Source organism: Delftia sp. BGA-UO-ETr-SB1 (assembly GCF_059567865.1).
In genome coordinates, this window is record NZ_JCAQOW010000005.1 from 849,054 (window position 1) to 862,688 (window position 13,635).

A 13,635-nucleotide genomic window follows, 5' to 3' on the forward strand; every position below is an offset into this window, starting at 1 on the left:
AAGAGCGCGCGCGAGAAGCAGCGAGACAGGCCGGAGCAAGGCAGCAACAGGTCTTGGCCGCCGGGCCAGGCCTGCGGCTGGCTCAATGCAGCGCGGTGCCCCTGGCTTCGCGGCTGCGCGCCATCTTGACGCGGTACATGGCCGCATCGGCCTTTTGCAGCGCGTCGTCGGCGTCAATGGAGTCCGGCCGCAGGCAGACCACGCCCACGCTGGCGCCGCCGTAGTCCAGCGTCTTGCCATCGGACAGATCGACCTGGAAGGCCGAGGCATCCGACAGGCGCTGCTGCAGTTCACGCGCCACGGCATCGGCCTCGCTGCCGAACAAGGGCCCCACGCCGATGAAGACGAACTCGTCCCCGCCAAAGCGCGCCAGCATGTCGGCGCTGCGCAGGTGGGCGGACAGGCGTTCGCCCATGGCACGCAGCAGCGCGTCGCCGGCCTCGTGGCCGTACTCGTCGTTGACGTTCTTGAAGCGGTCCAGGTCGATGAAGCCCACCACCACGCATTCCTGGCTGCGGGCGCACCGGGCGATGAGCCGGCCCAGCTCGTCGGTGAGGCAGCGCCGGTTGGGCAGGCCGGTCAGCGGGTCCAGCAAGGCCAGCGCCGCCAGCTCCCGGTTGGTCCGGTTCAGGCTGGCGATGAGCTGCTCGCGCTCCACGCGCTCGGCAATCAGGTTGGCGAACAGGCGCAGCATGCCTTCGGCCTCGCTGCTCAGGGCCTGCGAGGACTTGCTGGCCGCGCACAGCGTGCCGTAGAGCTGGCCATCCGAAAAACGCACGGGCGCGCTGGCGTAGGTGCGTATGCCCAGTTCACGCGCGGCCTCGGAGTCTCCCCAGCAGTCGCCCACATCGGGCGTGTACATGCGGCCCTCATCCAGGGCGCGCTTGCACAGCGTGTCGCCCCAGGGAACGACCAGGCCCTCGGGAATCTGCATCTCGCTCGCGTTACGTGCGTAGAGCACGCGCTGCTGGCCCTGTTCTTCGTTGATGGTGGTGAGATAGGTGGACTCCAGATGCGTGCTCTCTTCGAGCATTTGCAGCAGGGGCCGCGTCAACTCTTCCAACGAATGCGCCTGGGTCACGGACTGGGACAGGCGCTGGACAAGGGACTCCATGAAATACCTCTCGAAATAACTACGGATGCAGACTGCCCGCGCGCCTGATGAGGGAATGGGAAGGCAGGCGGGCCGGCACCAATTTGGGGATTGTGACCCGGCCGGACGCAAGCGGGAAGCATTCCCGCCGCGCGCTACACGCTGATACGTCTGCGCGCCACGGCCGATGTCAGCGGCCCGACACGGGCGGCCACAGCACCTGCACGCGCAGGCCGCCCAGCGTGGGCGAGCGGTCCAGCAGCAAGCGAGCACCGTGGCGCTCGGCAATGGTCTGCACGATGGCCAGGCCCAGGCCGCTGCCCTGCGCCTGCTGGCCCGCAGAAGCCGCTGAAGCCGCAGAGGGTCCACGCACAAAGCGCCGCAGCACCAGTTCGCGCTCGCTTTCGGCAATGCCGGGGCCCGAGTCCTCGACCACCAGCGCGCGGCCCTGTGCATCGCTGCGCCAGCCGACATCGACGCGGCCGCCTTGCGGAACGTACTTGACGGCGTTGTCCAGCAGGTTGCGCACCAGCATCTGCAAGGACTGTGCGTCGCCCGCCACGGCAAAGGACTGCCGCAGTTGCGGGGACTCGCTCAGGCCCATGTCCAGGCCGTGCTGCTGGGCCGCCACGGCCTGGTCCGCCAGGGCCTGCTCCACCACCTCGCGCAGGTCCACGTCGGCAGGTGCGGCCGCGGCAGCGCCGTGCTGGCCCTGCATGCCTTGCAGGCCTGGGGCCGTGCCTTGTACCGTGCCTTGGGCTTCCTGCCGCGCCAATGTCAACAATTGTTCGACGAGCCGTGTCGCCCGGTCTATGCCGGCCGAAAGACGCTGCACGGCCTCGTCATGCGCGGCCGCATCGGGCGCGCGCTGCAAGGCCACCAGTTGCAGCTTGAGCGCGGCCAGCGGAGAGCGCAGCTCGTGTGCGGCGTCCGCCACGAAGTGCTGCTGCGCCTCGAAGGCCTGGCCCACGCGCTGCAGCAGCGCATTGAGCTCGGCCACCAGGGGCCGCACCTCGTCGGGCAGGCCCTCGGCAGGCACGGGCGCAAGGTCCTGCGGGCGGCGCGTGGCCAGTTCGCGGCGCACGCGCTGCACGGGCGCCAGCGAACTGCGCACCACCCACCACACGGCCAGCGCCAGCACGGGCGCCAGCAGGGCAATGGGCAGCAGGCTTTGCCAGGCGGCATCGCGCGCCAGGGTGCGGCGCACGCGCATGTCCTGCGCCACCTGGATCACCTGCGAGCGCGTCTGCAGCGAGAACACGCGGTACACCGTGCCGCGCGCAGGCACGTCGGCAAAGCCCAGCACGGCCATCTGCGGCAGCGCGGCGCCCAGGGCGGATTCAAAAATGCGCAGGCCTTCGTTGGTCCAGACCTGGACGATGAATTCGTGGTTCTCATCCTCGGGCGGCGTGCCCTGGGGCCTGCCGCGCGCATCCACCGGCAGGCCGGCGCGCAGCGCAAAGGCGGTCTGCTGCATCTGGTAATCGAACAGGGTGTCGGTCTGCAGCAGCGCATTGCGGTAGGCCAGCAGGCCCTGCAGCAGCGCGGTGAGCACGATGGCCGCGCCCAGGAACATGAGCAGCCGCGTGCCCAGTGCGCCGGGCAGGCGGCTGCGCGCCCGGGCGATAAGGGAGGAAACAAGGGAGGAAGCCGGCGCCGTCATGGCTTGGGCACCATGTAGCCCACGCCGCGCACATTGAGGATCAGCCCCGCGCCCAGCTTCTTGCGCAGGCCGTGGATGTAGACCTCGATGGCGTTGCTGCTGACCTCGTCGCCCCAGCCGTAGAGCTTGTCCTCGATCTGCTGGCGCGACAGCGTGCTGCCCGGGCGCGCCAGCAGCGTCTCCAGCACCGCCCATTCGCGGCCGGAGAGCACCACGTCGCGGCCATCGACGCTGGCCTCGCGCGTGGCGGGGTTCAGCCGCACGCCCTCGCGCTCGTACAGCGGGTCGGACCCGCCAGAGGCACGCCGCGCCAGCGCGCGCAGCCGCGCGAGCAGCTCGTCCAGGTCATAGGGTTTGACCACGTAGTCATCGGCCCCCGCATCCAGCCCGGCAATGCGGTCGCGCACGGCATCGCGCGCCGTGGCCACCAGCACCGGCGTGCGGTCGCGGCGCCCGCGCAGATGGCGCAGCACCTGCAATCCGTCCTGCCCGGGCAGGCCCAGGTCCAGCAGCACCATGTCATAGCCATGGCCGCCGCCCGGGCCGGGGCACAGGGCCGCATCGGCCTGCAGGCCGTCACGGACCCAGTCCACCGCATGGCCCTCGCCGCGCAGCAGGGTCTGCACGGCCTCGCCGATCATGGCGTCATCTTCGACAAGCAGTAAGCGCATGGTTGAAGAATAGCTCCCTGGAAGGCTGGCTCAGTTCTGAGGCACATGCCGCCCGAAACTGGCGCGCTCAAACGTCAGGGACAGCGAGCAAGGGCCGCCCCGCCGCGAGGCTGTCGTCCCCCTCCTTCGCGAAGCGATTAGAGAGGGGGAAGGCGCGCAGCGACTCAGGGGGTGAGCGGCGGCTACACCGCCGCTTCAATCTTCGGCATGGCCATCCGGGCCTTGGTCAGCGCCATGCCCAGGTTGGCCGTGCGGCGGCAGACGAAGACGGCCACGTAGTCGGGCATGAGCTTGCCGCGCAGGAAGACGTGGATGAGGTTGTCGCTGTTGACGATGAGCTCCTGGAAGTAGTGGTGGCCGTCGTCCTTGAGGCCGCGCGACTTCTTGAACAGGCTCTCGATCATCGAGACATTGGGGCCGTTGAACAGGTCAGCCGTGGCAGCGGCCACCAGGTCGATGACTTCGCGCGGATGCGAGTCCACCGTGCGGATGGCCAGCAGCATGCCGGAGGCGGCATCCACGTAGCCGATGGCCAGGCACTCGGGCACGGACCCGGCCACCTCGCTCAAAACGTTATCCAGGCTCATTGCAGCTTTCCTTTTTTTGTGAATGGATGTGATCGGTCAGCCCATCTTCAGCAGCAGTGCCACTTCGTACGCGTAGAGCAGGTCCTCCTGGGCCTGGGACTGCACGTACTGGGCGTCGATGAGGCGCACGCGGCGCAGCGCCTCGTCGGCGGTGAGGCCCTCGCGCACCAGCCATGCGGCCAGCACCGTGCCCGTGCGGCCCAGGCCGGCCAGGCAGTGCACGGCCAGCACCTCGCCCGCGCGCAGCATGGCCGACATGCGCGCCAGCAGCATCTGGATCTGGGCCACCGTGGGTGATTCGTGGTCGCGCACCGGCAGGTGCAGGTTGCGCAGGCCGTGCCGCTGCAGCGGCTCTTGCGGCAGGTCGTTTTCGGTCAGCGTGATCAACACGGTGACACCGCAGCCGCGCAGGGCCTTCAGGTCAAAGTCCATGGACTGCACCACGCCGGGCTGCGGCGCACCGGCCAGCCGTCCCGGCACCAGCCAGGCAAAACCGTTGGGGCCACGGCTGGCGGGCACGGCCTGCGGGTCGGCGGCCAGCGGCTGCCAGTCCACCAGCACGGCGGGATTGACGGCGCGCGGCCGGGGAGCGGGTGTCGGTGCGGGTACCGGCGCAGGCATGGATGCAGGCACGGGTGCAGGCTCAGGTGCAGGCTCAGGTGCAGGCATGGGCTCGGATGCAGGCTCGGTGGCCACTGCATCCGACAGAAACTCGGAGATCGCGGCCACGGCCGCTGCAGGCAGCGGAGGAGGCAGGGGCACGCCCTCCTCCAGGTCTTCGGCCCGCGCATCGGGAGAGGCCACGGCACAGCTGCCGGTGCGCAGGAACTGCTGGCCCGCCAGCGACAGCGGTGCACGCTGAAAGGCTTCCATGGATTGCGCCTCGGCGATGCGGCCACCGGCCAGCAGCAGCATGTCCTGCGCCACGGCCTGTGCGTGCTGCTGCTGGTGCGTGCTCATCAGCACGGCGGTGCGCTGACCCACCTGGCGCAGCAGTTCCAGCAGCACGAAGGCCTCGTAGCCCTCCAGCTCGGCGGTGGGCTCGTCCACCATCAGCAGCGCCGGCTCGGCCAGCGCCTCGCGCAGGATGGCCACGGCCCGCTGCTGCACGGGGGACAGCTGCAGCGCCGGCTGGTCGAACATCAGCGCAAGCTCGGGGAAGCCAAAGGCCTGCACCTGGGCGCGGCACCAGTCGCGCAGTTCATGCGGCACCAGCTTGAGACGGGGGCGCGCCAGCTCCACGATGGCATCGAAGGTGCTGGCCATCATCAGCCTGGCCTGCTGCTGCACCAGGCGCGGCGCCTGCAGGCCGCTGCGCCATGGCTGGCCCGCATAGCGCGTGCTGCCCCAGCGGCGAAAACGCGGGTTGGCGGCATTGAGATCGGCCAGCGTGCGCAGCAGGGTGGATTTGCCCGATCCCGAAGGCCCCAGCAAAACGGTGACGCCCCGGGCGGGCAGTGCGAAGTCCACCTCAGCCAGGATGACGCGCGCACCGAACGATGCGCCCAAACCCGCCACCTGCAAGCTGTAGTCCTGATTCAAAGCCGTGCCTTTCCTGTGATGCGTTGCGCCCCCAGGGGCCGTATTCCGTGAATCAAGACGGTCAGCGCACGCCTCGATGGGCCGGCAGTCTAAGCGGTTTCCCTTACATCAATCCGTCACAAAAAGAAACATTACTAACGCAAACGGGCGTCATTTCACACGATACAACCATCACATTGGCGTACCGCTCCTTGGACCGCTGGCATTTTTCTCTGGGTTTTCCCAAAGCGATAGCCCCGGCGCATTCACGCCGGGGCCGTGCGATCAATCAAGTGTGTGGATACTTCTGGTCCCTTACCTCCTTTCACTTACCCGAGACGTACGGGGACAAAGATCCTGTTGCCATCGCGCCAGATCAGCACGGCCACGGTCTTGCCGGCCTTGGCCATGGCGGCGCGCACGGCCTCGATATCACCGGCAGGCGAGCCGTTGATGGACAGCAGCACATCGCCCTGGGTGATGCCGGCCTCGGCCGCCGGGCCTGCGGCGTCGGCCACGACCAGGCCGTCCTTCACGCCGATCTGCTGCTTTTCCTCGGGCTGCAGCGGGCGCAGGGCCAGGCCCAGCTTTCCCTTGCCGGCGTCGGGCTTGTCCTTGGCCACCTTGGCGGCCTTGTCGCTGGCATCGCCCAGCACGGCGCTGAGCGTGCGGGCCTCGCCGTTGCGCCATATCTCCAGCGTGACCTTCTGGCCCGGCAGCGCCTGGCCCACAAAGGCCGGCAGATCGCCCGAGCCCACGATGGGCTGGCCATCGATCTTGCGCACCACGTCACCGGGCTCCAGGCCTGCCTGGGCGGCGGGGCCGCTCTTGTCTACGCTGGACACCAGGGCGCCTTCGGGACGGTCGAGCTTGAAGGAGTCGGCAAAGGCCTGGTTCACCTCCTGCACGGCCACGCCCAGCCGCGCATGCTGCACCTTGCCCGTGGCCACGATCTGCTGCTGCACGCGCGTGGCCACCTCGATGGGAATGGCGAAGGACACGCCCTGGTAGCCGCCCGAGCGCGAGTAGATCTGGCTGTTGATGCCCACCACCTCGCCGCGCGCATTGAACAGCGGGCCGCCCGAGTTGCCGGGGTTGATGGCCACGTCGGTCTGCAGGAAGGGCACGAAGGAGTCGTCAGGCAGGGTGCGGCCCTTGGCGCTGACCACGCCGGCCGTCACGCTGCTCTCGAAACCGAAGGGCGAGCCGATGGCCAGCACCCAGTCGCCCACGCGCAGATCGGCCGTCTTGCCCAGCGATACGGTGGGCAGGTTCTTCGCCTCGATGCGCAGCACGGCCACGTCGGTCTTGGGATCGGCGCCCAGCACCTTGGCGCTGAACTCGCGCCGGTCGGTCAGCTTGACGGTCACTTCCTTGGCGCCGCGCACCACGTGGGCGTTGGTCAGGATCAGGCCGTCGCTGGAGACGATGAAGCCCGAGCCTTCGCCGCGCGTGGGCACATCGCGCTGGGGCTGGCCCTGGCCCATGCCCGGCATGCCGGGCACGCCGAAGCGGCGGAAGAATTCAAAGAACGGATCGTTGGGGTCCATGCCCTGCAGGCCCTGACCTTGGCCTTGGCCCTGCCGTGCAGCGGCCTCGTCGCCATCCTCGCCCATGGCACGCGAGCTGCCGACCACGCTGATGTTGACCACGGCCGCGCCGTTGCGCGCCGTGATGTCGGCAAAGTTGGGCGCCACCACGGCGGCGGCGGGAGAAGCTGGAGAAGCGGTAGAAGCCGGCTGTGCTGCAGGCGCAAACAGCGACGTGGCGGCACGCGCATCGCCATGCACCACACCAACCAGACCGGCGCCCGTGGCGCCCAGGGCGCCGATGGCACCTGCGGCCACCAGGGCCAGCACCAGACGGCGGGGAGTGGACAGAATCTTGTTCATCGCATACCTTTCCTCAAAAGCAGCGTTCCTTGCTGCGTTGAGGAGAAGTCTGAAGGGGCAGACTTAGGCGAGGCTTAGAACCCTCGCCGTGCATCTCAGATCAGCGCCAGCACCTTCTCCGGCGGGCGGCACAGCGCCGCGCCCTTGGGCGTGACGACGATGGGGCGGTTGAGCAGCACGGGGTGCTCGGCCACGGCGGCGATGAGCTGCGCATCGCTGACGGATGCATCGCCCAGGCCCAGCTCGGTGTAGACGGCTTCCTTGCTGCGCAGCAGCTCGCGCACGGGCACGCCCAGCCGCCGGACCAGGGCCTGCAGTTGCGCAGCGTCCAGGGGCTGGGCGATGTAGTCGACGATGGTCGGCTCCACGCCGTTGTCGCGCAGCAGGGCCAGCGCGCCGCGCGAGTTGCTGCAGCGGTTGTTGTGGTAGATGGTGATGTCGGTGCGGGGTGCGGTGGTGTTCATGGGCCGCAGTGTAGGCCCATGAAAATGCGCATCAGGCCACGGCTTCCTCGGGATGGGCATCGACCTCGCGGCCGGGCAGCAGCAGGTTCAGTCCCACCGCGACCAGGGCGCCGACGGTGATGCCCGAGCCGAAGACTTCGCGCACGAAGGCAGGCATGCGGGACAGCAGGTCCGGGCGCACCGTGACCGCCAGGCCGCAGCCCAGCGAGACCGCGATGATCAGGCTGGCGCGCCGCGAGTGCTCGGCGCCGCTGAGCATGCGGATGCCGGCCGAAATGATCATGGCAAACATCATCAGCCCCGCGCCGCCGAGCACGGGCTGCGGAATCGTCACCACCAGTGCGCCCAGCACAGGAAAGAGTCCGGCCAGCAGCAGCATGACGCCCGTCAGCATGACCACGTGGCGGCTGGCCACGCCGGTCAGCGAGACCACGCCCACGTTCTGGGCGAAGGTGGACAGCGGAGGGCTGGACATCACGGCGGCAAAGGCCGAGCCCACGCCATCGCACAGCATGCCGCTGGACAGGCGCTTGCCGTCGATGCGCGTCTGCGTGGCCGCGCCCAGGGCCATGAAGGTGCCCGTGGTCTCGACGATGGTCACCAGAAAGGCGATGGACATGGCGACGATGCCGGCCACCGGGAACGTCATGCCGAAGGTCAGCGGCTGCGGGATGGCGAAGACCGCGGCCTCGCTCACCTGGGTGAAGTCGATCAGGCCCAGCGCCAGGCACAGCACATAGCCGCAGGCGATGCCCAGCACCACGGCCGAGGCAGAGACGATGCCCCTGCCCCACTGCACGAAGCCGATCACCAGCACCAGCACGAAGCCGGCGATGGCCAAGTGGCCGATCGCGCCGTAGTCGCTGCGGCCCACGCCGCCCGCAGCCCAGTCCACGGCGACGGGGGTCAGCGACAGGCCGATCATGGTCACGACCACGCTGGTCACGGTGTGCGGAAAGAAGCGGCGGATCACGGGCATGAAGTAGCTGCCCACGATCATCACCAGCGACCCTACCAGCGAGGAGCCCAGGATGCCGGCCACGCCATGCTCCAGCCCCACGCTGATGCCCGCGCCCACGAAGGCGAAGCTTGTGCCCATGACGCAGGGCAGCCGTATGCCCACGGGCCCCACCCCCCTACACTGGACGATGGTGACCACGCCCGAGCCCAGCAGCGCTGCATTCACCAGCGCCACGATCTGGTCGGCCGGCAGCTTGAGCGCCCCGCCGAAGACCAGGGGCACGGCGATGATGCCGCCCAGCGCCGCCAGCAGGTGCTGCAGCGACAGAAGCACCGTGGTGATGAGCATTGGCGGTCGGTCTTCCACCTTGTAAAGCAGTTGTTCCATTGTCTTGTCTCCTTGTGTCCTGGCCGTTGGCCTCTTCAGAGGCGCTTGTATGTATGTCGGGGCAGTGGTGCCGGAAAAGGGTGGGGGTCCTGAAAGTGCTGTCCGGGTCTTCGAGCCTCCTGGAGGTGCTTCGGGGAAATGGCGCAGGACGGCACGCCGGCACCCGCGATGGCCTGGGTGCCGGCGTGCCGCGCTGCAGGGTTATGTCAGTGGCCCGCTGCGCGCTCGAACAGCGTGCGGGCCAGCTCGCGGTGGCGTGTCAGCACGCGCGGCAGGTCGGCCGTGAGCAGGTGGCCGTCGCGGACCACGACGCGGCCATTGATGACGCTGGTGGACACGTCGGTGGGCGTGCAGAACACCAGCGCGGCCACGGGGTCATGGCCTGCGCCCGCGTAGCCCACGCCCGACATGTCGAAGGCCACGAAGTCGGCCGACATGCCCGGCGCCAGCGCGCCGATGTCGTCGCGCCCCAGCACGCGCGCGCCGCCCAGCGTGGCGATCTCCAGCGCCTCGCGCGCGCCCATGGCGGCAGGGCCGTGGCCCACGCGCTGCAGCAGCAGGGCCTGGCGCGCCTCGCCCAGCATGTGGGCGCCGTCGTTGGAGGCGCTGCCGTCCACGCCCAGGCCCACGGACACGCCCGCATCGCGCATGGTGCGCACGGGCGCAATGCCCGAGGCCAGGCGCATGTTGGAGCACGGGCAATGCGCCACGCCCGTGCCCGTGCGCGCGAACAGCGCAATGCCCTCGGCATCGAGCTTGACGCAGTGGGCATGCCAGACATCGGGGCCGACCCAGCCCAGGCTTTCGGCGTACTGCGCGGGGGTGAGGCCGAATTTCTCGCGCGAGAAGGCGACGTCGTTGTCGTTCTCGGCCAGGTGGGTGTGCAGCGACACGCCGTGCGCACGCGCCAGCACGGCGGACTCGCGCATCAGCTCGCGCGTCACCGAAAACGGCGAGCACGGCGCCAGCACCACGCGCAGCATGGAGTGGCGTGCGCTGTCGTGGTACTGCTGGATCAGGCGCAGGCTGTCGCGCAGGATGGCTTCCTCTTCTTCCACCACCGCGTCGGGCGGCAGGCCGCCCTTGCTGCGGCCCAGGCTCATGGAGCCGCGCGCCGCATGAAAGCGCATGCCCATCTGCTGCGCCGCGGCGATGGAGTCATCCAGCCGAGCGCCATTCGGATACAGGTACAGGTGGTCGCTGGTGGTGGTGCAGCCCGACAGCATCAGCTCGGCCATGGCGGTCTGGGTGGAGACGTGGATCATCTCCGGCGTGAGGTGCGACCACAGCATGTAGAGGTTGGTCAGCCACGAGAACAGCTCCGCATCCTGCGCGGCCGGCACGGCGCGCGTGAGGCTCTGGTACATGTGGTGGTGCGTGTTGACCAGGCCCGGCATGAGCACGCGGCCGCGCATGTCCAGCACCTGGGCCGTGCCGTCGTCCACCATGCGGCGGTACTGCGGCGGCAGATCGGCCGTGGCGCCCACCCATTGCACGGCCGGGCCGTCGGCCACCAGGGCGCCGTCGCGGATCTCGCGGCGCTGCGCATCCATGGTGACGAGTACATCGGCGTTCAGTGCGATCAAGGTCATGGCGTTCTCTTCTTCGAAATGGAAAAGCCGCCAGTCTAGGAAGGACAAGCCATTGCCGATAGCGCTGAATTCCGCCCGATGTGTCCACAAAAAGTGGACAGTGCCAAAGACTCACCGCCCCCCGGCAAACAGCCTTGCCAGCGCCTGGCCGATGGACTGGGCCATCAGCTCCCCCGCCGCGCTCAACTGCCCCCTGGCCCGGCCGGTCAGCACCAGCGTCTGCCGCCGCAGATGCGCATCGCGCAAAGGCACGAAGACCAGGGCATTGCGGCTGCGCTCCTCCATCACGTCCAGCGGATTGAGCAGGGCGATGCCCTCGCCCAGCATGACCAGGCGCTGGATCAGCGCCATGGAGGTGGATTCGGCCACGGGCGTGACCTCGATGGCGTTGCGCGCAAAGGCTTCGTCCAGCAGGCTGCGGATGGACAGCGGCGGCGCGGGCAGGATGAGCGGATGGCCTATGCACTCGCTGAGCAGCACGGACGATTGGCGCGCCAGCGCATGCCGGGGCGGCACGATGGCGCCGATCTGCCATTCGCTGGTGGCCAGCGCGCGCAGCGCGGGGCGTTCGGACAGGTCGTAGGCCAGGCCCAGGTCGGCGTCGCCGCCTTCCACGGCGGCCGCGATGTCGCTCAGGGGCAGGTCGATGATGCGTACCACGATGCCCGGGTGGCGCTGGCGGAATTCATGCACCAGCGAGGGTAGCAGCGAGCCGGCCAGCCCCGTGGTCGCGGCCACGGTGATCTCGCCGCTGCGCGCGCCCTGCAGTTCGGCAATGCGCTCGCGCAGCGCCGCATGCTCGCGCAGCGTGGCGCGCACATGGGCCAGGACCATCTCGCCCGTCGGGGTGAGGCGCAGGCGCTTGTGGATGCGCTCGAACAGGGGCGTTCCCAGCTCGGCCTCCAGGTCGAGGATCTGGCGGTTGACGGCCGTGGGGGCCACGTGCAGATGTTCGGCCGCCTTGCGGATGGAACCGCGGCGGACCACTTCGTCGAGATAGCGCAGGACTCTGGCGTGCATGGCGCGAGCGTAGCGGGGTTTGCCGGGCCGCGCTTTGCAGCACCCGGCAGCCCAGGCTCAGCGGGCCGTGCCCGGGCGCTCGGCGCGCAGCGTGCGGCTGAGCATGATCACGGGGATCAGGCCCACCAGCACCAGGGCCAGCGACGGCAGGGCGGCCTCGCCCAGGCGTTCGTCGCGCGCGAGCTGGTAGGCCACGACGGCCAGGGTGTCGCTGTTGAAGGGGCGCAGCACCATGGTGGCGGGCAGCTCCTTCATCACATCGACGAAGACCAGCAGCGCCGCCGCCGCCGTGGAGCGCCTGAGCAGCGGCCAGTGCACGCGCGACAGCATGCCCCAGGCGCCCGTGCCCAGCATGCGGGCCGAGTCGTCCAGGCTGGGCGCGATGCGCGCATAGCCGCTTTGCATGGACTGCAGGGCCACGGCGCAAAAGCGCACCAGGTAGGCCCAGACAATGCCCACGGCGGTGGCCGTGACCAGGCCGGCAAAGCCCCATTCGGGCCGCACCTGCTGCACCCAGCCCACGGGCAGCAGCAGGCCGACGACGACGACGGCGCCCGGCACCGCATAGCCCAGGCTGGCCAGTTGCACCACGCCGCGCGTGACGGCCGACTCCTTGTGGCGGCGCACGGCAAACGCCAGGGCCACGGCGATGATCACGGCCAGCACCGAGGTGATGGTGCCCAGGCGCACGCTGTTGAGCGCCCAGTCGAGGAAGCGGTCCCAGGGCAGCACCGACCAGTCGGCCGCCAGCGGGCGCAGCATGAAGAACACGGGCGCCACAAAGCCCATGAGCACGGGCAGCAGGCACGCCAGCCAGGCCAGCGCGCAGCGCCAGCCGCGCAGGCGCAGCGGCTGCGCCTCGGCCGAGCTGGCGCGGCCCGTGCTGCCGGTCACAAAGCGCATGCGCCGCTGGGCGCGCAGCTCCAGCTGCAGCAGCAGCACCACCAGCACCAGCAGGAAGGTGGCCAGCTGCGCGGCGGCAATGCGGTTGTCCATGGACAGCCAGGCCTTGTAGATGCCCGTGGTGAAGGTCTGTATGCCGAAGTAGCTGACCACGCCGAAGTCGGCCAGCGTCTCCATCACCACCAGGGCCACGCCAGCGGCCACGGCCGGGCGCGCCAGCGGCAGCGCCACCGACCAGATGCGCCGCGACAGCGGCGCGCCCATCAGGCGCGCGGCCTCCATCAGGTGCGCGGCGCGCTCGCCCAGCGCGGTGCGCGCCAGCAGGTAGACATACGGGTAGAGCGAGAAGATGAAGACCCAGACCGCGCCGCCGAGGCTGCGCACCTCGGGCAGGAGCCGGCCTTCCAGGCCATAGGTATCGCGCAGCCAGGTCTGCAGCGGGCCGCTGAACTGCAGGAAGTCGGTATAGGCATAGGCCGTGACATAGGCCGGCATGGCCAGCGGCAGCAGCAGCAGCCATTCGAGCTGGCGCCGGCCCCGGAAGTCGAACAGCGTCACGGCCGCCGCCGTGCCCGTGCCCACGATGGCCGCGCCCAGCGCCACCAGCAGGCCCAGCCAGACCGTGGTCCACAGATAGCCGGGCAGCACGGTGGCCGCCATCTCGCGCAGGATGGAGCCGGCCAGGGCATCGCCCTGCCCCACGGGCAGCCAGGAGCCGAGCACGGCCAGCACGGGCAGCATCAGCACCAGGGCCAGCAATAGCAGGGGAAGGGAGCGGAGTACGGACGACAGACGGCGCAAAGCGGAGGTCTCGGCTAGAGGATGAGGGGGAGGATCTGGCTGCCGGGCTATGGAACGGGCCGGGATCTGCGGCTGCCGCC

At 69.4% G+C, this 13,635-nt stretch carries 11 protein-coding genes; all 11 read right to left on the reverse strand.

Going from position 1 to position 13,635, the window contains the following annotated elements; all coding sequences use genetic code 11:
* Positions 1-82: 82 nt before the first annotated feature.
* The 11 genes from AC57B5_RS14040 to AC57B5_RS14090 all read right to left on the reverse strand — a co-directional run bounded on the left by AC57B5_RS14040 (position 83) and on the right by AC57B5_RS14090 (position 13,555).
* Positions 83-1,114, reverse strand: a complete 1,032-nt coding sequence (locus AC57B5_RS14040; RefSeq protein WP_099752072.1) for a GGDEF domain-containing protein — start codon at positions 1,112-1,114, stop codon at positions 83-85.
* A 169-nt stretch (positions 1,115-1,283) separates the two neighbouring features.
* Positions 1,284-2,756 (reverse strand): ATP-binding protein, encoded by a 1,473-nt coding sequence (locus AC57B5_RS14045; RefSeq protein ID WP_496399762.1) that lies wholly within the window; start codon positions 2,754-2,756, stop codon positions 1,284-1,286.
* Positions 2,753-3,427 carry a response regulator gene (locus tag AC57B5_RS14050; protein ID WP_012203526.1) on the reverse strand — a complete coding sequence of 225 codons (675 nt, stop codon included), beginning with the start codon at positions 3,425-3,427 and terminating at the stop codon, positions 2,753-2,755. The genes AC57B5_RS14045 and AC57B5_RS14050 overlap by 4 nt, the downstream gene beginning before the upstream one ends.
* Before the next feature lie 182 nt (positions 3,428-3,609).
* The gene (locus AC57B5_RS14055; protein WP_012203525.1) at positions 3,610-4,014 is read right to left on the reverse strand and encodes a hypothetical protein; all 405 of its coding nucleotides are present in this window, start codon (positions 4,012-4,014) and stop codon (positions 3,610-3,612) included.
* A gap of 36 nt (positions 4,015-4,050) precedes the next feature.
* Positions 4,051-5,556, reverse strand: coding sequence for a phosphatase domain-containing putative toxin (locus AC57B5_RS14060; protein WP_496399763.1), 1,506 nt, complete (start codon positions 5,554-5,556; stop codon positions 4,051-4,053).
* 308 nt (positions 5,557-5,864) lie between these two features.
* Complete coding sequence (locus tag AC57B5_RS14065; RefSeq protein ID WP_496399764.1) at positions 5,865-7,427, reverse strand: Do family serine endopeptidase; 1,563 nt, start codon at positions 7,425-7,427, stop codon at positions 5,865-5,867.
* 95 nt (positions 7,428-7,522) lie between these two features.
* Complete coding sequence (gene arsC, locus AC57B5_RS14070; protein ID WP_063327155.1) at positions 7,523-7,891, reverse strand: arsenate reductase (glutaredoxin); 369 nt, start codon at positions 7,889-7,891, stop codon at positions 7,523-7,525.
* A 31-nt stretch (positions 7,892-7,922) separates the two neighbouring features.
* A complete protein-coding gene (locus AC57B5_RS14075; protein ID WP_012203521.1) occupies positions 7,923-9,239 on the reverse strand; it encodes a nucleobase:cation symporter-2 family protein in 1,317 nt (438 codons plus the stop codon).
* Positions 9,240-9,445: 206 nt separating this feature from the next.
* The gene (locus AC57B5_RS14080; protein WP_496399765.1) at positions 9,446-10,831 is read right to left on the reverse strand and encodes an 8-oxoguanine deaminase; all 1,386 of its coding nucleotides are present in this window, start codon (positions 10,829-10,831) and stop codon (positions 9,446-9,448) included.
* Positions 10,832-10,942: 111 nt separating this feature from the next.
* Positions 10,943-11,851, reverse strand: a complete 909-nt coding sequence (locus tag AC57B5_RS14085) for a LysR family transcriptional regulator (RefSeq protein WP_012203519.1) — start codon at positions 11,849-11,851, stop codon at positions 10,943-10,945.
* 57 nt (positions 11,852-11,908) lie between these two features.
* Positions 11,909-13,555 (reverse strand): ABC transporter permease, encoded by a 1,647-nt coding sequence (locus tag AC57B5_RS14090; protein ID WP_096915293.1) that lies wholly within the window; start codon positions 13,553-13,555, stop codon positions 11,909-11,911.
* Between the last annotated feature and the right edge of the window lie 80 nt (positions 13,556-13,635).